The organism is Erythrobacter ani (assembly GCF_019204025.1).
In the GTDB taxonomy this organism is placed as follows: domain Bacteria; phylum Pseudomonadota; class Alphaproteobacteria; order Sphingomonadales; family Sphingomonadaceae; genus Erythrobacter; species Erythrobacter ani.
On record NZ_JAGSPB010000001.1, the window covers coordinates 1091333 to 1108999 of the forward strand.

General features: G+C 59.9%; 22 protein-coding genes. 10 read left to right on the forward strand and 12 right to left on the reverse strand.

Annotated features, from left to right (window positions below; translation table 11 throughout):
- Positions 1-92: 92 nt before the first annotated feature.
- The gene (gene fumC, locus KCG45_RS05220; protein WP_218316012.1) at positions 93-1538 is read right to left on the reverse strand and encodes a class II fumarate hydratase; all 1446 of its coding nucleotides are present in this window, start codon (positions 1536-1538) and stop codon (positions 93-95) included.
- A gap of 176 nt (positions 1539-1714) precedes the next feature.
- On the opposite strand from fumC, the gene KCG45_RS05225 reads away from it, so the two are divergent.
- The 5 genes from KCG45_RS05225 (at position 1715) to KCG45_RS05245 (ending at position 7022) form a co-directional block, all read left to right on the forward strand.
- Positions 1715-2317 (forward strand): protein-L-isoaspartate O-methyltransferase family protein, encoded by a 603-nt coding sequence (locus KCG45_RS05225; RefSeq protein WP_218316013.1) that lies wholly within the window; start codon positions 1715-1717, stop codon positions 2315-2317.
- Positions 2317-3792 carry a TolC family outer membrane protein gene (locus KCG45_RS05230; protein WP_218316014.1) on the forward strand — a complete coding sequence of 492 codons (1476 nt, stop codon included), beginning with the start codon at positions 2317-2319 and terminating at the stop codon, positions 3790-3792. The genes KCG45_RS05225 and KCG45_RS05230 overlap by 1 nt, the downstream gene beginning before the upstream one ends.
- Before the next feature lie 48 nt (positions 3793-3840).
- Positions 3841-4359 carry a DUF2497 domain-containing protein gene (locus KCG45_RS05235; RefSeq protein ID WP_218316015.1) on the forward strand — a complete coding sequence of 173 codons (519 nt, stop codon included), beginning with the start codon at positions 3841-3843 and terminating at the stop codon, positions 4357-4359.
- Between the two features lie 102 nt (positions 4360-4461).
- Positions 4462-6612, forward strand: a complete 2151-nt coding sequence (locus KCG45_RS05240) for a S9 family peptidase (protein WP_255547958.1) — start codon at positions 4462-4464, stop codon at positions 6610-6612.
- On the forward strand, positions 6609-7022 hold the full coding sequence (locus KCG45_RS05245; RefSeq protein WP_218316016.1) for a (2Fe-2S) ferredoxin domain-containing protein: 414 nt from the start codon (positions 6609-6611) through the stop codon (positions 7020-7022). Before KCG45_RS05240 ends, KCG45_RS05245 begins: the two co-directional genes overlap by 4 nt.
- Here the strand turns inward: KCG45_RS05245 and KCG45_RS05250 are convergent.
- Entirely contained in the window at positions 7019-7333 is a 315-nt protein-coding gene (locus tag KCG45_RS05250; protein ID WP_218316017.1) for a hypothetical protein, read from the reverse strand. The genes KCG45_RS05245 and KCG45_RS05250 overlap by 4 nt on opposite strands.
- Positions 7334-7459: 126 nt before the next feature.
- Between KCG45_RS05250 and KCG45_RS05255 the strand changes: the two genes are divergently transcribed.
- The 3 genes from KCG45_RS05255 to xth are packed head-to-tail and all read left to right on the forward strand — an operon-like array spanning position 7460 to position 9110.
- Entirely contained in the window at positions 7460-7891 is a 432-nt protein-coding gene (locus KCG45_RS05255; protein WP_218316018.1) for a CBS domain-containing protein, read from the forward strand.
- A gap of 38 nt (positions 7892-7929) precedes the next feature.
- The gene (locus tag KCG45_RS05260; protein ID WP_218316019.1) at positions 7930-8259 is read left to right on the forward strand and encodes a HesB/IscA family protein; all 330 of its coding nucleotides are present in this window, start codon (positions 7930-7932) and stop codon (positions 8257-8259) included.
- A 38-nt stretch (positions 8260-8297) separates the two neighbouring features.
- Complete coding sequence (gene xth / locus KCG45_RS05265; RefSeq protein WP_218316020.1) at positions 8298-9110, forward strand: exodeoxyribonuclease III; 813 nt, start codon at positions 8298-8300, stop codon at positions 9108-9110.
- Positions 9111-9179: 69 nt separating this feature from the next.
- Here xth and KCG45_RS05270 read toward each other — a convergent pair whose 3' ends face one another.
- The 10 genes from KCG45_RS05270 to KCG45_RS05315 form a co-directional block, all read right to left on the reverse strand.
- Complete coding sequence (locus tag KCG45_RS05270; RefSeq protein ID WP_218316021.1) at positions 9180-9851, reverse strand: cell wall hydrolase; 672 nt, start codon at positions 9849-9851, stop codon at positions 9180-9182.
- A gap of 199 nt (positions 9852-10050) precedes the next feature.
- Positions 10051-10392, reverse strand: coding sequence for a DUF1491 family protein (locus KCG45_RS05275; protein WP_218316022.1), 342 nt, complete (start codon positions 10390-10392; stop codon positions 10051-10053).
- The gene (locus tag KCG45_RS05280; RefSeq protein ID WP_218316023.1) at positions 10389-10892 is read right to left on the reverse strand and encodes a PaaI family thioesterase; all 504 of its coding nucleotides are present in this window, start codon (positions 10890-10892) and stop codon (positions 10389-10391) included. The genes KCG45_RS05275 and KCG45_RS05280 overlap by 4 nt, the downstream gene beginning before the upstream one ends.
- Positions 10882-11343, reverse strand: a complete 462-nt coding sequence (locus tag KCG45_RS05285; protein WP_218316024.1) for a PTS sugar transporter subunit IIA — start codon at positions 11341-11343, stop codon at positions 10882-10884. The genes KCG45_RS05280 and KCG45_RS05285 overlap by 11 nt, the downstream gene beginning before the upstream one ends.
- A gap of 180 nt (positions 11344-11523) precedes the next feature.
- On the reverse strand, positions 11524-12087 hold the full coding sequence (hpf, locus tag KCG45_RS05290; protein WP_218316025.1) for a ribosome hibernation-promoting factor, HPF/YfiA family: 564 nt from the start codon (positions 12085-12087) through the stop codon (positions 11524-11526).
- Between the two features lie 60 nt (positions 12088-12147).
- The gene (gene dnaQ, locus KCG45_RS05295; protein ID WP_218316026.1) at positions 12148-12855 is read right to left on the reverse strand and encodes a DNA polymerase III subunit epsilon; all 708 of its coding nucleotides are present in this window, start codon (positions 12853-12855) and stop codon (positions 12148-12150) included.
- A 61-nt stretch (positions 12856-12916) separates the two neighbouring features.
- On the reverse strand, positions 12917-13516 hold the full coding sequence (coaE, locus tag KCG45_RS05300; protein ID WP_218316027.1) for a dephospho-CoA kinase: 600 nt from the start codon (positions 13514-13516) through the stop codon (positions 12917-12919).
- Positions 13513-14370, reverse strand: coding sequence for a shikimate dehydrogenase (gene aroE / locus KCG45_RS05305; RefSeq protein ID WP_218316028.1), 858 nt, complete (start codon positions 14368-14370; stop codon positions 13513-13515). The genes coaE and aroE overlap by 4 nt, the downstream gene beginning before the upstream one ends.
- Positions 14367-14969, reverse strand: a complete 603-nt coding sequence (locus KCG45_RS05310) for a Maf family protein (RefSeq protein ID WP_218316029.1) — start codon at positions 14967-14969, stop codon at positions 14367-14369. The genes aroE and KCG45_RS05310 overlap by 4 nt, the downstream gene beginning before the upstream one ends.
- Complete coding sequence (locus tag KCG45_RS05315; RefSeq protein ID WP_255547959.1) at positions 14966-15757, reverse strand: pyruvate, water dikinase regulatory protein; 792 nt, start codon at positions 15755-15757, stop codon at positions 14966-14968. The genes KCG45_RS05310 and KCG45_RS05315 overlap by 4 nt, the downstream gene beginning before the upstream one ends.
- A gap of 386 nt (positions 15758-16143) precedes the next feature.
- On the opposite strand from KCG45_RS05315, the gene hemE reads away from it, so the two are divergent.
- Together hemE and KCG45_RS05325 are read left to right on the forward strand one after the other, a co-directional pair.
- Positions 16144-17163 carry a uroporphyrinogen decarboxylase gene (hemE, locus tag KCG45_RS05320; RefSeq protein ID WP_218316030.1) on the forward strand — a complete coding sequence of 340 codons (1020 nt, stop codon included), beginning with the start codon at positions 16144-16146 and terminating at the stop codon, positions 17161-17163.
- A gap of 9 nt (positions 17164-17172) precedes the next feature.
- The gene (locus tag KCG45_RS05325) at positions 17173-17616 is read left to right on the forward strand and encodes a CopD family protein (protein ID WP_218316031.1); all 444 of its coding nucleotides are present in this window, start codon (positions 17173-17175) and stop codon (positions 17614-17616) included.
- The last annotated feature ends 51 nt before the right edge of the window (positions 17617-17667 follow it).

Here is a 17667-nt window from a genome sequence, read left to right on the forward strand (position 1 = left end):
ATACCAGCAACACTCGGGCGGATCGTCGGACAGGGTAAGTAATTGGTCGAAAGCCTGGCGGGTTCGCACGCGCTTTCCTGCACTGAATCAGCTCAATCGCGCGGCTTGATCATCTCGGCCGGGACGATCCATTCGGAGAACTGTTCCTCGGTGAGCAGACCAAGCTCTATGCCGGCCTCCTTCAGCGTCGTCCCATCAGCATGTGCCTTTTTGGCGATTTTTGCGGCATTGTCGTAACCGATATGGGGATTAAGCGCGGTGACCAGCATCAGGCTTTCATTCATCAGCTTGTCGATTCGGTCCGTGTTGGCCTCGATCCCCGTGACGCAATTGTCGCTAAAGCTGCGCGCAGCATCACTGAGCAGGCGGATCGATTGCAGCACGTTGTAGATCATCACCGGCTTGAAAACGTTGAGTTCCAGGTGGCCGTGCGATCCCGCGACGCTGACAGAGGTGTTGTTGCCCATCACTTGCGCGCACACCATCGTCAGCGCTTCGCATTGGGTCGGATTGACCTTGCCCGGCATGATCGAAGAGCCTGGCTCGTTCGCTGGCAGAGAAATTTCGCCAAGGCCGCTGCGCGGCCCCGATCCAAGAAGGCGAATGTCGTTGGCAATCTTCATCCCGCTTACCGCGACGGAGTTGAGCGCGCCCGACAGCTCGACCAACGCGTCATGCGCGGCGAGCGCTTCGAACTTGTTGGGCGCGGTGACGAAATCGTGCCCGGTCATGTCCGCGACCTGCGCCGCAAACTTCTCCGCAAAACCGGCTTTCGAGTTGATTCCGGTGCCAACCGCGGTGCCGCCCTGGGCCAGCTCCAGCACGCGCAGAAGGGCGCTTTCGATGCGGGCAATGCCGTATTCGACCTGCTTGGCGTAGCCCGAAAATTCCTGGCCGAGCGTAAGCGGGGTCGCGTCCTGAAGGTGGGTACGCCCGATCTTCACGATATCGGCAAAGGCATTTGCCTTGCCATCCAGCGCCCCGTGCAAATGCCGCAGCGCTGGGACCAGCTGCTCGATGGTTTCGCTCGCCGCCGCGATATGCATGGCTGTGGGGAAGGTGTCGTTCGAGCTCTGACCCATATTGCAGTGATCGTTGGGATGCACGGGGTTCTTTCCTCCGCGCTCACCGGTCAGAATCTCGTTCGCGCGGCTCGCGATCACCTCGTTCGCGTTCATGTTCGATTGCGTACCCGAACCTGTCTGCCACACGCTGAGCGGAAACTGGTCTGCCAGCGTTCCGTCGATCACTTCACCCGCAGCCTCGACAATCGCATTGCCAATTTTCTCATCGAGCACGCCCAGCTCCATATTTGCTCGCGCGGATGATTTTTTCTGGATGCCGAGCGCTTTGACCAAAGGCTCCGGCATGGTCTCCGTGCCGATGTCGAAATTGGCCAGGCTGCGCTGCGTCTGCGCACCCCAATGCGCCTCCACCGGCACGGCAACCTCGCCGAGCGAGTCGGTTTCAATGCGAACATCGCCTGTCGCTCCGAAGATCGATCCATCATTATGCCGGCGGTTCTCAATGTCACTCATCGAAGCGTTCCTTGTCTCGGTAGATTGCGTAGGCTCCCTAAGCATCGCGCACGCTAGAGGTCAAAGGGATTGAAGCAGCAGCGGAACCGGCCAAACCTCTTGGCCAATCGGGCCGCTAAAGCTAGGAAGGGTTGACGCGCTGTGTTGCATGCCTAATACAGCCATCCGGAGTTCACATGACGACTACCACAACGCAGCGCGATACAGCCGCTGCCCGCAAAGCGATGATCGATAGCCAGTTGCGCACCAGCGGCGTGAACGAAGAATTCGTGCTCGCTCGAATGATCGCCGTCCCGCGCGAAGATTACTTGCCCGAAGACAAGGCCCCGCTCGCCTACATCGACCGCAGCGTTCCCCTCGGCGACGGAGCCGCTCTCGCATCCCCGCTGTTCTACGGAAAGCTGCTGATCGAGGCGGATCCGCGAGTCGAGGATAGCGTGCTGATCGTGGAAGGCGGTACCGGATACCTCGCCGAACTGGTCCGCCCGCTGGTGGCGGAAGTGGAAACGGTGGCGGCGACAGACGCTGCAGCCGGTCAATTCGTTGGGGGCAAGACATACTCGCTCATCATGGTCGATGGAGCGATCGAACAGATACCTTCGGCGTTCGCAAGCTGCCTCGCTGATGATGGGCGGATCGTTTCGGGCCTTCTGCTGCGGCAGGTGACGCGCCTTGCGTCGGGTCGGAAAGTGGCAGGAAAGGTTTCGCTGCAACCGGTAGAGGATCTGGGAATTCCTGTCCTGCATGATTTCGACAAGCCGAAAGGCTGGACGTTCTGATGAAACGGTCCGCCGGTCTTGCACGCAGACTGTCTGCGACGATCAGTCTGGGCGCTCTCATCGCGAGCGGGCCTGCGCTGGCGGATACGCTGCGCGAAGCCTTGGTCGAGACATACAACACCAACCCCACACTGCAGGGAGCGCGGTCCGATCAGCGCGCGACCGATGAGGGGGTGCCGATTGCCAAGGCATCGGGCCTGCCTACAGTCAATGTGACCGCGACGCATATCGAGTTTCTTCGCCAGTCGGCAAACTCCTTTACCGCGCCAGAACGCAACCTCGGCGTCAATGCCGCTGTGCTCGTTCCGGTCTATTCCGGCGGTGCGGTGCGGAACAATATCAAAGCGGCCAAGGAACGCGTCTCGGCGGGCCAGGCCAGCCTCCGTAATACGGAAAGCGCGCTCTTCAGCCAGGTGGTTGCAGCATATATGGATGTGCTCCGGACCGAAGCGCTCGCATCTCTTTCCGCCAACCAGGTCGATGTACTCGCGATCAATCTCGAAGCGACCAGCGATCGGTTCGAAATCGGCGATCTGACAGTCACCGACGTCGCTCAGTCGCGATCGCGCCTTGCAGTTGCTCGCGGCGATCTGCGCATAGCACAGGCCAACCTCATCGCCGCCCGCGAAACCTACGTTCAGCTCGTAGGAAGCGCGCCCGACGATCTGCAAGCACCCCCTCCTCTCCCCGGCCTCCCCGAAGCGGTCGGCGAGGCCATCGTGATATCGCTCGAAAGCAATCCCAATCTGATTGCGGCGAGAGAACGCGCGCAGGCAGCCGGGTTCGATACCGAAGTCGCAGGCGCAGGCCGACTCCCTACGCTCGGGCTGTTCGCCAATGGCGATTACAGCAACTTCTTCGGCACGCTCGGCGGACCGGTTGCCTCCAATTTCGTACAACAGGAAACGACCGCAAATGTCGGCGTGCGCCTGACGATCCCTCTCTTCCAAGGGGGGCTTCCCGCCGCCCAACAGCGTCAGGCTGGGGCTAGGGAAAGCGCAGCTCTCGAAGAGGTCATCCGGATCGAGCGTCAGATCATCGCCGAGACACGGGCGACATATTCGAACTGGCAGGCAGCCATGGCCGTCATCGAGAGCTCGCAGGCCGCCGTAGAAGCCGCAGAACTTAGTCTTGAAGGCGTGCGCGCGGAAAACTCGATCGGCAACCGGCAGATTCTCGACGTGCTGAATGCGGAGCAGGAACTGCTTTCCGCACGCGCCCAGTTGGTCACCGCACGGCGCAACGCCTATGTCGCCGGTTTCAACCTCCTGGCGCTGATGGGCCGGGCCGAGGCGCGCGACCTCAATCTCGACACGGGCGGTCCGCTTTACGATCCGCAGCTCAATTTCGAGCGCGTGAAAAACAAGCGATGGGATTGGGCACGTGACCCCGAGCCCGAAGCCAAATCGACGCGCACCGTTGACATTCCCGCTGCCGAAGCAACAATCGGGCCGCAATTGGAACCCGGCGAATAGCCCGGTCGTTCCGATTCGGAATGGTTAATTTCGGGGGCAAGGACTGACGTGGCGCAAAGCGAATCATCTGTCGAAGAGATACTCGAATCGATCAAGAAAGTGATCGCTCGGGACAATCGTGAAAGCGCTTTCGAAGTGCGCCGCATGCGTGAAGAAGCGGCGGAGCGCAGCGACGCCGAGCCCGCCGGATCGGAAGGCGACGAAGTTCTCGATCTCTCCGATATGGAGATCGACGACGAGAATGTCACCGCTCGATCTGATCATAATCCTTTGGCTGATCATGATCCTTTTGGCGATGATGACAACACCACCGACGACCTGGGAGATGCACCTCTGATCACCGCCGAAGTGCGTGGGGCGATGCAGGACAATCTCGCCGCCCTGGCCATGCTGGCGGAACCCGGTGCGCGCCCGCAGATCGTCCGCTCGGGCGAGACATCGCTCGAAGGACTTACTCGCGAATTGCTCCGCCCAATGCTGGCGGAATGGCTCGACAAGAACCTGCCAGGCATGGTCGACAAGCTTGTGCGCGCCGAAATTGCGCGGATCGCTGGCAAAAAGGGCTGAATTCCGAGGCCTGAAACCGCAATGCGGACAAGCCGCTGCCTGCACTAGAGTTTCACTGGCGCGGCGCGGATTAGCGCGTTAACTCTGCCGACCATGAACGTGATGCACAAAGTCCGCGCGGTTCTCGCCGCAGCGGTGTTCGCCTCGGCCCCGCTTGCAGCCGATGACAACTCCCCCGATCGGCCAATCCCCGGTGTGACCGCACCGCCAATGACCGCCGAGGATCTCATCGCGATACCGCGATTGAGTGGTGCGATTGTCATGGATGATCGCTACGCCGTGTATTCGGTTACGGAAATCGACCCCCAGAGTTTTGACCGGACGCGGCAACACTACATCCTCGATCTTGCAAAACGCGGCGCATCGCCAATCGCGTTCGATCCGGGTCTTTCCGCGAATTCGATGGCGTTCGGTCCGGATGGCTTCCTGTACTTCCTCAGCTCAGACCATACGGATAGCGCGCAGGCCTCTCGCTCGCGGTTGTGGCGGGCCACTATCGAAGGTGACGGGACAACATCGGCACCCACGCTCGTGGCCGATATGCCCGATGCGGACATTGCCGGGTTCAAACTCGATCCGACCGGGCAGAAAGTCGCACTCTGGTCCCAGATCGCGCGCGACTGCCCGACATTTGGATGCGATACCGCCAAGCCATCGACCGGCTCTGCCCGTCTCTACGATGGCGATGCGGGCTTTTTCCGTCATTGGGATCGCTGGATCGAACCAGGCGCCTTCAACCGGGTTTTCGTGTTCGACATGGACAACGGGAGGATTGCGGGCGACGGCACCCCGATCGACGGCGCGGATCCCACAAGCGGTATCACCGCCAATGTCCCCACGATGCCGTTCGGCGGGGGAGAGGATCTCGCCTGGGCTCCCGACGGATCGGGCATCTACTTCGTCGCGCGAGCCGCGGATGGCCGCGAGCCCACATCGACCGATCACGACATCTATTTCTCCGATCTGACGGGAGCAGCCCCTACCGATTTGACCGCCGCCAACACGGCTGTCGACACCGCACCGGCACCCTCGCCCGACGGGCGCTATCTCGCCTATCTCGCCATGGCGCGGCCGGGATACGAATCTGACCGCCAGGTTGTTCAGCTGCGCGATCTGGCAACGGGAGAAACCCGTGCGCTGACGCAAGATGTCGACCTGTCTTTCGGCGGCCTCATGTGGAGCGCCGATGGTTCGCACCTGCTTGCAACCGCCGCGGACGTACTCGACACACCGGTATTTCGCATCGATCCGTCAACCGGCGAGACGACGGAGCTCAACCTGATCGCCGGCAATGAGGCGCATATCGGCAATCTGGTCCCGCTTTCGGGTGAAAGGCTGCTGTTCACACGGGATTCCATCGGCGCGCCGAGCGAATTGTACCTCGCGGCGAACGATCGACAGGCCCGCCCGTTGACGGACAAGGTCACGAGCCGAATGGGAGAGATGGCATCGACCATCACAACCCGCTTCAGCTTCGAAGGCGCGGGCGGCGATATTGTCTGGGGCCAGATCACGCGGCTTGAGAAACAAACGGGACCGATTCCCGCCATTCTCTACATTCACGGCGGACCGCAAGGCAGCTTTCGCGATGGCTGGTCCTCGCGCTGGAACCCGCGCGTGGTCGCCAGCCAAGGCTATGCCGTTATCTCGGTCGATTTCCATGGGAGCACGGGATACGGACAAGCGTTCACCGACTCGATCAACCGCGATTGGGGCGGTAAGCCTCTGGAGGACCTGCAGAAGGGGCTCGTAGCCGCGCTGCAGCTCGACAGTCAGATCGACGGCAGCCGCGCCTGCGCCATGGGCGCGAGCTATGGCGGCTATATGGTCAACTGGATTGCCGGGCGCTGGCCGGACCGGTTCAACTGCCTCGTGCAGCACGATGGCCTATTCGACATGCGCAGCTTTTATTACTCGACCGAAGAGCTGTGGTTTCCGCGCTGGGATTTCGGTGGCTCCTATAGCGAGGCGCGCGATGAGTACGAGCGCTGGAATCCCGTCAACCACGTCGATAATTGGCAGACACCGATGCTTGTAATCGCGGGTGAACAGGATTTTCGGGTCCCCTACACGCAAGGCCTGCAAAGCTTCACGGCTTTGCAAGAACGCGGTGTTCCCTCGCAATTGCTGGTCTTCCCGGATGAAAACCACTGGGTGCTCGGCGCGGAAAATTCGCTTCAATGGCACCGTACGATCTTCGCGTGGCTTGATCGCTGGCTCGGCGAACAGCCGGAGGCCGAGGCAAGCGAATGAGCAAGACGGACCTGCTCGCAGCGCAAACCGCGCTCGGAAAGAAATACGGAGATGCAGCAAAGGACAAGTTGGTCGAGCGTCACATCTTTCTGTGCGCGCTTTCCGAAAAACAGAAATGCTGCTCGCGCGCGGAAGGCGCGGCTGCGTGGCAATTCCTCAAGGATCGTTTGAAAGAACGCGGCTTAGCAGGACCAAAGCGGACATCCGACCATCCGCGCGGACCGGGCGGCGGTGTCCAGCGCACCAAGGCCGATTGCCTCCAGATCTGCGGATCAGGACCTGTGGCGGTCGTGTGGCCGGACGGCGTCTGGTATCATTCGTGCACACCCGAAGTGCTCGAACGCATCATCGAAGAGCATTTGGTCGGCGGTGTTCCAGTCGAGGAATACCGGCTGACCCCGCCGATCTAGTCCTCGTTCCTATCGCCGAACAATTCGTCCGCGCTCGGCAGGCGATTGTCGACCGATTCGTCGTGCCCCGTGCCATTGGACAGGAAAACGAGGCCCATCAGCCCTCCCCCAAGCAGCATGGTGAAGGCGATGCCCAAGGCGGCCGCAATGTAAAAATGCACCGAAATCGCGCCATTGAACGCAAACAGCAGTCCGACGGCGACCACGACGGTGGCAATCGTCACCAGCAGCAAAAGGCGCATGACGCGCCGGTACTGCGCCCACGCATGGGCCGCCGTTTCCGGATCATCGAGAGGAGATTTGTTGGCCATGATGCTCACATGAGCCTCGAACTGCGGCTTTGCAATGCCTTAGCGCCGCATAGACAGCGTTAAGGGCCAGACTCGCCTTTTGCCTTTGAAAGTGGCATTTTGTGTCGAAAGAGAGGACGCCAGATCATGACCATCGCAAAGATCATCGCCAATCGCTCATCTGCGGACATAGTTTCGTGCGATTGCACCACGCCCGTTTCGGAAGCGGTTAACATCCTTGCAGGCAAACGGATCGGTGCCCTGCCAGTGATGCGAAACGGTTCGGTCGTAGGCATTATTTCGGAACGCGACGTCATCTACTGCCTTTCTGAGAAAGGCGGCTCGGTCCTGAGCATGCCGGTCGAAGAGATCATGACTTCGCCCGCAGTTACCGTCGAAACCTCGACCAAGATCGACGATGCCATGGCCTTGATGACCAAGCGCAGGTTCCGCCATTTTCCGGTGGTCGACAATGGGGCGCTCGTTGCGTTCATCTCGATCGGCGACCTCGTGAAGCATAAGATCGACGAGATCGAGCACGAGGCGGAAGCAATCAGGAATTATATCCAGACCGCCTGAGCCTTGAGGAACGAGGCGTTCGCACCTAGATATTGTTTATGGCCGAAACACTCACCCTCACGCCCGCCGCGGCGAAGCGCGTCGCCTGGATCGCCGAAAAGCAGACCAAGCCAGCGATCCTGCGTCTTTCGGTCGAGGGTGGGGGCTGTTCCGGCTTTCAGTACAAATTTGACCTGTCCGAAGGGCCCGATGGCGAGGACACCGTCAGCGAAACCGATGGTGTGAAGCTGGTGGTCGATCCGATCAGCCTCGATCTTGTCAGTGGCAGTGTGGTCGATTTCGTCGAATCACTTGGCGGCGCGGCGTTCCGCGTGGAAAATCCCAACGCAGCTGCCGGGTGCGGCTGCGGGTCAAGCTTCGGCATTTGAATTAGACGAGGGCAGCATTCTGGGGCAGTAACGGCCTCATGAAAATCGCCACCTACAACATCAACGGAATCAAGGCGCGTTTACCGCGCCTGAAGGAATGGCTCGCGGAAACGCGGCCTTCGGTCGCGTGCCTGCAAGAGATCAAGAGCCAAGACGAAGGCTTTCCCGCGTCGGAGTTCGAGGAGCTTGGTTATCATGCCATTTGGCACGGTCAGAAAAGCTTCAACGGCGTCGCAATCCTCACCGATGGCGAGGCCGGCTACGAACCGCCTGAGGAGGTTCAGCGTGGTCTTGGCATCGACGGCCCGAAAGATGGTGAGGGCGAACAATCGCGTTATCTTGAGGCGGACATCACAGACAAAGAAGGCCACACAACGCGAATTGTCTGCATTTACCTTCCCAACGGTAACCCTCATCCAGGACCGAAATTCGATTACAAGCTGGCCTGGATGGAAAAGCTGCGGGCGAGAATGGGTCAGATTTGGGCCGAAGAAGTGCCAGCCGCCGTGCTTGGCGATTATAACGTGATCCCCCACGATGACGACACCTACTCGGTTAAAGCGATGGCGGCGGATGCGTTGATGCAACCTGAAAGCCGCGCGGCGTACTTCACTCTGCTTGCCGATGGATGGACCGACGCAGTGCGCACTCTCAATCCGCGGGGCGGGGTATGGACCTATTGGGACTACCAGGCAGGTGCGTGGCAGCGCGATCACGGGTTCCGGATCGACCACATCCTGCTTTCGCCCGAGCTTGCAGACAGGCTGACCGCCGTAGGGGTAGATCGCGAGCATCGCGGGCGTGAAAAAGCCAGCGATCACACGCCCGTCTGGGCGGCAATATCCGACTGATACCAAAAACCCCCGCCGGATCAGGGCGGGGGTCTGAAATCAGGGTCGAAGATCTGCCGGGGCAGAGGATCAACGGTAGAAAATATGCGTATCGATTTGCGCGGTGCGCTGCTTGCGATAGCTCCATTTGGGCCGAACATAGTTCGCGTGGAAGTAGACGGCATCGTCCGCTTCTGAATCCCACATGTCGTCATGGGCGATGCGAGCGATGGTCTTCGCGCGTTCCCACGCAGCCGAACCGCTATTGATGCGTGGCATGCGGCCGTTCTTCACAAACGAAAATTGCGCCCGCTGGTAAACAACGCCGCAATAGCTCGCGGGGAAACGGCGATCCTCGGCGCGATTGATGACGACCTTCGCGACAGCAAGTTGACCGGGGAGCGGTTCGCCGCGCGATTCGAAGTACACCGCGCCGGCAAGGCAGCGCATCTGCTCGGACATGCTCTCCGGTGCGTCGACCATGCTGACAAGCTCGCGCAGTGAAGCAGCCCCGTAGGACGAACCTCGGTCTGAATCTGCGCCGTCCGCGTCATCGACCGGCTGCACGACCTCTTCTGACACGAATACGGTCGGTTCAGGCACGATTTCGATCAATTCTTCAGCAGTGGCTGCTGTTTCGGTAGCAGCCGGGAGAGCGGCCGCGTCCTGAGCAATGGCTTCCGCGCTATCGGCGCTCGAGAAGCTCAATCCGGCTGCTGCGACTATGGCAGCAGCGCTGAGGGTATAAGTCTTGCGACTCATCTAATCTTCTTTTTGTGCGGTGAGCGAGCTCCGACGCAGGTGGGAACCTGTTGCGATTATACGCTGGTTTTGGTGGTCCGTCCTTAGCCTGCCGGCTGCCCCCCGTCTGCGTGCCCATCTCACGACCGTATTGCCGCGATGAGAGCCTGCGCACCTGGAAGCTGGCGAGGCAACTAGTCACAACTGAAACTAAGTCAAGTTAACGCGGCAAAAGCGCGATGAAGCGTTCTGGATTGTCGATATCCACCTCCAAAACCCAAATATCGGGGTCCTGTTGCGCGCGGCGGGCGATATATTCGGAGAATTCTTCTTTATTTTCAATATCTTCTATCTTTGTGACGATGAAGGAACGCGAGCCGTCAAGTTGGGGCATCCGCTCGAAAAGTCTTGCGTTTTCACCGCGATACATGGTTACCACAAGGATGGTTCCGGCGTCTCTTTCGCCTTTGGAAAGGACGGTCGCCATTCCTCCATTCGATTCGGCAAGACGGATCAGGCTGGCGATTTCAAGATGGGCGGGAAGGCGGATGGAGGCGCTCATTCGCCCGAAGAATAACCCGGCAGGCTGGAAAGCGCGATCCTGGATCGCATGAACGTGCCGGTGCCTCGGCCAATTTCGTCGCCTTCCGCATCGACCAGACGCGATTCCGCGACGAATACCCGTCGCCTTCCGCTGACCCAGCGGCCCTCAGCCATAACGTCGCCCGCTCGTACGGGCTTGGTGAAATGCAGGTTGAAGCTGGTTGTCAGCAGGAAACGGTCGGTTGCAAGAGTGTTGGCGGCATAGAATGCCGCATCATCCAGCATCTTGAAGTAGATCGTCCCATGCGCCGCGCCTGCGGCGTGATAGACCTTTTCATCGACGGTGAAGCGAATCCGGGCGTTTCCTTCGCCTGTGATCTCTAGCGACGATGCAAACTTCTCGTTAATCGGTGCGGAATGGTAGAGCCTCTCGAGCGCGCGGTGATGCCGGTCCGCCCCTGTGCTCGAAGGCGCAGGGCCATCTCCCGCACCTTGTTCGGCGCTGCTGTCAGGCTGCATCGCGCAGGAATTGATTTGTCAGCAAGGCGAATATCGCCTCGCCATCGGGTGCATCCACCAGCGATTGCAGCATCGCCTCATCGCGGGCAAACCGCGAGATCGCCGCAAGTGCATGCAGGTGTGTCGCCCCTGCATTTTCGGGCGATACGAGGCCGAAAAACAGCGACACGGGCACGGCATCAGCCGCACCGAAATCAACCGGTTGATCCAGTTTCAGGAGAGCGAGGGTAGGGCGGCGTACATGGGCACTGCGGCAGTGCGGGATCGCGATGCCGCGGCCAAACCCAGTACTCCCGAGCGCCTCGCGCTGCTCCAGCCCTTCAAGCACTTCCGTGCGGTCCAGCCCATAAGTGTCGGCAAAGCATCCGGAAATCTGTTCTAGAACCTGCTGCTTGTTATCGAGCCGGTCGATTGCGACGGCTTCAGGCAGCATTCTGATATTTACATCCATTGTGAATTCTAAATCCCGATTTGTCTGCGTCCTGCCTCGCAGGAACTGCGTCATACCCGCGCGAGCAAATCATGCCGCTGGCAGGGTAGTTCGGCGCCTCTCTCTATTGGTTCGTGTACAGAGCCACTTGCGTTACCGAGCGCCGTTTTCGGTGTCGGTTAAGACACCAAATATATGGCCCTATTGTGGCTCGACCCAACCGATCGACCCATCGGCGCGGCGGTAAACCATATTATGTCTTCCTGTGCCAGCATTTTTGAAAAATAGCGCTGGCGTGTCGCGCAGATCAAGCATCATGACAGCGTCGGCGACCGAGCCCGTGGGCACGTCGACACTGGTTTCTGCGATGACCGGAGGTGCTTCTGCAGGAGCTTCTTCCTGCGGCTCTTCGGCGGCGAAGATCGTGTAGGCGGCCTCTTCTTCGGCGCGGGCCTGACTTGCGCGTTCATGGCGATCTTTCAGCCGGCGTTTGTAGCGTCGCAGTTGCTTTTCGATCTTTGCCGCAGCGTTATCGAGCGCGAGATGCGCATCATGTGCGCTGCCCTGAGCTTTCAGGATCGTACCGTGGTTCACATGAGTGACGATATCGCAAGAGAACGCGCCCGCAGGTGCTTTGCCGAAGGTGACATGGGACGACAGCGCGCGGTCGAAATATTTGTCGACGATGCCGCCCAATCGATCGGCTGCGTGCTCCTGAAGCGCTGCGCCTGTTTCCACCTGATGACCCGATATCCGAATATCCATCGCCGCTAGGTCTCCCTTGTTATTTTTTCCGCGTGTGATCGCCGCTTATGGCGGCAAGATTCAGCTGGCCCAGATCGCGTTCTCGATCCCGGCGACAAACTCTTTGTGCCGCGCGATTTCTTCCGCGCTGGCGCGATGTGGTCGAGGCTCTCGGTGCGGCTTCGCCGGGGTAGCCGGTTCCTCGGCATAGCCGCCCGGTACGCCGCCGCTTTTTATGCTGCCGGCAACGGGGTCGGCGGCCAGTTCAAGGCCGATCTGGCGTCCACCTTTGAGCTCGACATAGACCTGCGCCAGCAGTTCGGCATCGAGCAACGCGCCGTGCTTCACGCGGTGGCTGCGGTCGATCCCGTAGCGCGTGCACAACGCATCAAGCGACAATTTCGCGCCGGGATGGCGTTTACGCGCGATAGCGACGGTGTCGACCATGCGGTCCATCGAAATCGGCTCTCGGTCGATCATGACCAGTTCGGAGTTTAGGAAGCCGAAATCGAAACCCGCATTATGCGCGACAAGCGGCGCATCCCCGATAAACTCGAGCAATTCTTGGGCAATTTCGGAAAAGAGCGGCTTGGTGGCGAGAAACGCGCTCGACAAGCCATGAACCGCCTCGGCAGCGGCGGGCATATCGCGCTGCGGATTGTAATACGCGTGGTAGGTGTTTCCCGTCTCGATCCGGCCGACCATTTCGACGCAGCCTATTTCTACCATCCTGTCTCCGGTCTTGGGATCCAGGCCAGTCGTTTCTGTGTCGAAGACTATCTCACGCATTGACGGTGTTATTCACCCAAGAGAGCTGCGGCGCAAGGGGCGTTTGCATCCATACCGACGCCTATTGGCCCTTGCTTGTGAGAGCATCGATCAGCGTCTGAACTTGCATCTCGGTTTTCGCCAGCGTCGTGCCTGTATCGATGACATGATCGGCGCGCGCGCGTTTCTCGGCGTCGGGCACCTGCAGCGAAAGGATGTGCTCGAACTTTTCCTCGGTCATGCGGGGCCGGGCGAGCACACGCTGACGCTGGGCCTCAGCGGGAGCAGATACCACCACCACACTGTCAACAGTTTCATGGCCGCCGCGTTCGAACAGCAGCGGAATGTCGAACACGATGATTGGCTTGTCGACGTTTTGGACAAGAAACTGCTCTCTCCGCTCGCCAACAGCCGGATGGACGATCGCTTCCAGGCGGGCGAGGGCGTGCTTATCGCCGAACACCAGTTTGCCCAAAGCGTCCCGGTTCACGCCTTCGGGCCCAGTGGATCCGGGAAATTCGGCCTCGATCGCGGCATTGAGCTTACCACCAGGCCCCTGCATCGCCCGGACTTCGGCATCGGCATCGAAAACAGGGATACCCGCGCGTTCGAACATGGCGGCAACGGTCGATTTGCCCATTCCGATGGACCCTGTAAGGCCTATGATGATCGGCCGTGTCATCGGATAAGCAACGCGCGCAGGGTGTCGTCGTGTTCGCGGGGGGGCGAAACTCCGAAAAATTTCTCGAACGCAATCGCCGCTTGCCCAACCAGCATGGACAGGCCGTCGATGACCGGATGCCCAACATCCCGCGCAGCCTTTAGGAAAGGCGTGTCCAACGGATCAGTCACGATATCGTAGGCGATGCTACCTGGCGGGGCATGGCTCCAATCGAAGCGCAATTCGGGATTGCCGCGCATGCCAAGGGGAGACGCGTTTATCACCAAATCGAGGCAGCCCTCGCGGTCGTCAAAGGCGAAATCGGTCGGGTCGGCGAAGTGAGAGAGGTGAATGGCGTGGTGCTCCCCCTCGGGCGCGATTTCGTCGAGCAAGGCGCGCGCCTTGTCGGGATTGCGACCGGCGACCACCAGCGTGAAGCCATTGTGTGCCAGTGCCGCGATGATAGCCCGCGCAGCACCGCCAGTCCCGATGATGCGCGCCATCCTGAAAAGGTGCTGCGCTTTCAGAGTAGGAATCAACGGCTCAAGGAACCCATCCGCGTCGGTGTTGAAACCTATCAGCGCTCCGTTCTCCTGCCGCACGACGGTGTTCACCGCGCCCAATTTCTGCGCGACCGGATCGATCTGATCGAGATGGCCCATGATAGCGCGCTTGTGCGGCATCGTGACATTGCAGCCGATCCAGCTTCCATCGCCGCGATATTTGCCAAGGTAATCGCCCAGCTCGCCCGGTTCGACATGGCGCGCCTTGTACCGACCTGCAATTCCGAGTTTCTCCAGCCAGAAACCATGGATGAGCGGCGATTTCGACTGGGCGATCGGATCTCCGATGACGTGCGCGTGCGGGACATTCATGTTTTCAGAACGCCTTGTTCGCGCAAGGCGCCAAGCAGCGGGAGCAGCGGCATGCCCAAAACGGTAAACTGATCGCCCTCAATGCGGTTGAACAATTGCACGCCTGCGGCCTCGATCCGGAAAACGCCAACGGTGAACGATACCGCTGGCCATTCCAAATCGAGGTAATGGTCGATGAAATGGTCGGAAAGCTCACGCACATGGAGTCTTGCCGCATCCGTGTGCGCCCACTCGCAGGTATCGCCCCGCACCAGAGCGGCCGCACTATGCAGTTCGATCACCTTGCCCGAGAAAAAGCGCAAATGCTCAGCGGCGCCTTCACGCGATGTGGGCTTGTCGAACCTTTTGCCATCCACAACGACCAGTGAATCGCTGCCGAGCACGAGATTGCCGGGCTTCTCCGCTGCAATCGCGGCCGCCTTTGCAACACTCAGCGCCTCGGCAATCTCGGGGGCGGAAGCACCGGCAAGCTCTGTCTCGATCGCGCGCTCATCCACGTCCGCAGGCTGAGCCTCGTAGGAAACACCGGCGGCGTCGAGCATGGCTCTGCGAGAGGCCGATTTGGAGGCGAGAACAAGGGGAGGGCGGGCACCGTTCATATCGGCTTTGACACTCCATCAACCTGGCGGTCCTTGCGCTCACGCTCCTGCGCGAGGCGGATGATGGCAGCGGCGCTTTCTTCGATCGACCGGCGCGTCACATCGATCACCGGCCATCCATTGTCGGCAAACATGCGCCGGGCGAATTGGAGCTCGGCCTTCACCCGGTCATTGTCAACATAGGACGTTTCGGTCCCTTCGTTGAGCGACAACAGGCGGTTGCGGCGGATCTGCACAAGGCGTTCGGGCGCTGTTGTAAGACCCACGACCAGCGGGTGCCGCAACCGGAAGAGATTGTCGGGCGGCGGGCTTTCGACGACCAGGGGGATATTGGCTACCTTGTACCCGCGATTGGCAAGATAGATGCTGGTCGGCGTTTTCGAGCTTCGCGACACTCCGGCCAGAACGATATCAGCTTCCTCCCAATCCTGGTGCCCGATCCCGTCATCATGGGCGATCGTGTACTGGATCGCATCGACGCGCTTGAAGTAGTCCTCATCCATCAAGTGCTGCCGACCCGGACGCCCATGCGCTTCCTGACCGAGCTGAGATTCCAGCGCGGCGGTCACATGGTCCAGCACCGGAACGGCGGGAAGGCCCAGATGGCGACAATGTTCCTCCAGCCGCGACCTCGTTTCGGGATTCACAAGCGTAAACAGGACCAGTCCCGGGTTATCGGCAAGCTCGGGGACAATCCGGTCAAGGTGCTGACGCGAACGAACCATGGGCCAGAAATGCCGGCTGACGCTCGGGTTGTCGAATTGCGCCAGCGCGGCCTTTGCAATCATTTCCAGCGTCTCGCCCGTGGAATCCGAGACAAGGTGCAAATTCAGACGGTTCGGTTCGGGTTGCAAAGCGTTCTTTCGGGCCTGTGGAAACAACAAGGCATAAACCACGGGACAGAACCGCGGACAAGCATGGGAGGAAATTTCATCCTCGCTACCGGCGTATTGGCAAAGCGCTTTATCGACACGGGATAGCAGCCATCAACAGCCTGGGGAGAGCGTGGATAGTTTGCGCTTGACCGCGAAGCTTGGCAGAGTCGCTGCCATGTCAAAGGTCTGTTCACAGCCGGAGAATTCGGGCAGGAGCCGGTAATTCCCGGTATCCACAGGGCCAACAGACTCCATCATCCCTTTATATAAATATTATTTTTTAGTTTAGAGGAACACGTATGCCGGGCCCGCTGCTCGATACTCTCAAAGGTACCAAACAAGACGTCGCTCCGGTCTGGCTCATGCGGCAGGCCGGGCGTTACCTTCCCGAATATCGCGAATTGCGCGCCGAAAAGGGCGGCTTTCTCGAACTGGTTTATGACAGCGATGCTGCTGCCGAGATTACCGTGCAGCCGATCCGCCGGTTTTCCTTCGACGGGGCAATCCTGTTTTCCGATATCCTGATCGTTCCTCATGCGATGGGGCAGGGACTCGAATTTCTCGCAGGGGAAGGACCGAAACTCAGCCCAACTCTGCTGGAGGCGGAACTGTCCGACTTCACCGAGGCGAAAGAGCGCTTCGATCCGATTTACGCGACCGTGCGCAAGACGCGGGCGATGATATCGGACCAGGTTACGATGCTGGGTTTCGCAGGGTCTCCCTGGACGGTTGCTACCTATATGATCGCAGGTCAAGGTTCGAAGGATCAGGGACCGGCGCGCCTGCTTGCCTACCGCGATCCGGAGCGCATGCAGGCGGTCTGCGATGCGATCATTGAGGTTTCGGTCGAGTATCTGCGCGGGCAGATCGACGCCGGTGCCGAAGCCGTGCAATTGTTCGACAGCTGGGCGGGAAGTCTCGCGCCGAACCAGTTCGAACGGTGGGTGGTCGCCCCGAACGCGGCTATCACGGCTGCGATCAAGGCTTCGCACCCCGACACCCCAGTGATCGGCTTTCCGAAGGGCGCAGGAGCGAAACTTCCCGCCTATGCGCGCGAGACGGGTGTCGATGCGGTCGGCCTCGACGAAACGCTCGATCCTGCTTGGGCGCATGCGAGTCTGCCGGAAGGAATGCCGGTTCAGGGCAATTTCGATCCGCTATTGCTCGAAGCGGGCGGGCCAGCTTTGTCCAGGCGAGTGCATACGATCATCGAGGCGTTCGAGGATCGTCCGCATGTGTTCAATCTCGGCCACGGGATTGGCCAGTTCACGCCGATCGAACATGTCGAGCAGTTGCTTGCAACCCTGCGAGCAAGGTAGAGCGCAGCGATGCAGCAATTCCTTCTCTCGATTTATCCGTGGCTAAAGATCGGCCATGTGATTTTCATGGTGTTTTGGCTTGCGGGGCTGTTCATGCTCCCGCGCCAGTGCATTTACATGCTAGATCACGCGCCAGGCTCCGCAGGCGAGGCGAAGTGGGCCGAGCGCATGGGAAAGCTGCGCACAATCATCCTGACACCCAGTCTGATCGTGGTTTGGGTCCTCGGCCTGTCGCTCGCCTACGCAATTGGCGCCTTCAGTGAAGGGTGGTTTCACGCCAAACTGACGCTCGTTCTGGCGCTGACCGGCTATCACGGCTGGTTGGTCGCCCAGACCAAGAAAATGGCTCGCGGCGAGCGGCCACTGCCCGAGAAACGGCTTCGCATGATCGGGGAGGTGCCTGGACTGCTGCTGGTCCTCGTCGTTGCGCTCGTTTATTTGAAACCATTCTGACGATTGGCGATTGACCGCGGACCGCGGGAAACCTATTTCGAACACCTTATC

Excerpts from the sequence above, each read along its gene's own strand:
- fumC (WP_218316012.1), bottom strand. The coding sequence starts at position 1,538 with ATGAGTGACATTGAGAACCGCCGGCATAATGATGGATCGATCTTCGGA.
- KCG45_RS05225 (WP_218316013.1), top strand. The coding sequence starts at position 1,715 with ATGACGACTACCACAACGCAGCGCGATACAGCCGCTGCCCGCAAAGCG.
- KCG45_RS05230 (WP_218316014.1), top strand. The coding sequence starts at position 2,317 with ATGAAACGGTCCGCCGGTCTTGCACGCAGACTGTCTGCGACGATCAGT.
- KCG45_RS05240 (WP_255547958.1), top strand. The coding sequence starts at position 4,462 with ATGCACAAAGTCCGCGCGGTTCTCGCCGCAGCGGTGTTCGCCTCGGCC.
- KCG45_RS05245 (WP_218316016.1), top strand. The coding sequence starts at position 6,609 with ATGAGCAAGACGGACCTGCTCGCAGCGCAAACCGCGCTCGGAAAGAAA.
- KCG45_RS05250 (WP_218316017.1), bottom strand. The coding sequence starts at position 7,333 with ATGGCCAACAAATCTCCTCTCGATGATCCGGAAACGGCGGCCCATGCG.
- KCG45_RS05255 (WP_218316018.1), top strand. The coding sequence starts at position 7,460 with ATGACCATCGCAAAGATCATCGCCAATCGCTCATCTGCGGACATAGTT.
- KCG45_RS05260 (WP_218316019.1), top strand. The coding sequence starts at position 7,930 with ATGGCCGAAACACTCACCCTCACGCCCGCCGCGGCGAAGCGCGTCGCC.
- xth (WP_218316020.1), top strand. The coding sequence starts at position 8,298 with ATGAAAATCGCCACCTACAACATCAACGGAATCAAGGCGCGTTTACCG.
- KCG45_RS05270 (WP_218316021.1), bottom strand. The coding sequence starts at position 9,851 with ATGAGTCGCAAGACTTATACCCTCAGCGCTGCTGCCATAGTCGCAGCA.
- KCG45_RS05275 (WP_218316022.1), bottom strand. The coding sequence starts at position 10,392 with ATGAGCGCCTCCATCCGCCTTCCCGCCCATCTTGAAATCGCCAGCCTG.
- KCG45_RS05280 (WP_218316023.1), bottom strand. The coding sequence starts at position 10,892 with ATGCAGCCTGACAGCAGCGCCGAACAAGGTGCGGGAGATGGCCCTGCG.
- KCG45_RS05285 (WP_218316024.1), bottom strand. The coding sequence starts at position 11,343 with ATGGATGTAAATATCAGAATGCTGCCTGAAGCCGTCGCAATCGACCGG.
- hpf (WP_218316025.1), bottom strand. The coding sequence starts at position 12,087 with ATGGATATTCGGATATCGGGTCATCAGGTGGAAACAGGCGCAGCGCTT.
- dnaQ (WP_218316026.1), bottom strand. The coding sequence starts at position 12,855 with ATGCGTGAGATAGTCTTCGACACAGAAACGACTGGCCTGGATCCCAAG.
- coaE (WP_218316027.1), bottom strand. The coding sequence starts at position 13,516 with ATGACACGGCCGATCATCATAGGCCTTACAGGGTCCATCGGAATGGGC.
- aroE (WP_218316028.1), bottom strand. The coding sequence starts at position 14,370 with ATGAATGTCCCGCACGCGCACGTCATCGGAGATCCGATCGCCCAGTCG.
- KCG45_RS05310 (WP_218316029.1), bottom strand. The coding sequence starts at position 14,969 with ATGAACGGTGCCCGCCCTCCCCTTGTTCTCGCCTCCAAATCGGCCTCT.
- KCG45_RS05315 (WP_255547959.1), bottom strand. The coding sequence starts at position 15,757 with ATGATTGCAAAGGCCGCGCTGGCGCAATTCGACAACCCGAGCGTCAGC.
- hemE (WP_218316030.1), top strand. The coding sequence starts at position 16,144 with ATGCCGGGCCCGCTGCTCGATACTCTCAAAGGTACCAAACAAGACGTC.
- KCG45_RS05325 (WP_218316031.1), top strand. The coding sequence starts at position 17,173 with ATGCAGCAATTCCTTCTCTCGATTTATCCGTGGCTAAAGATCGGCCAT.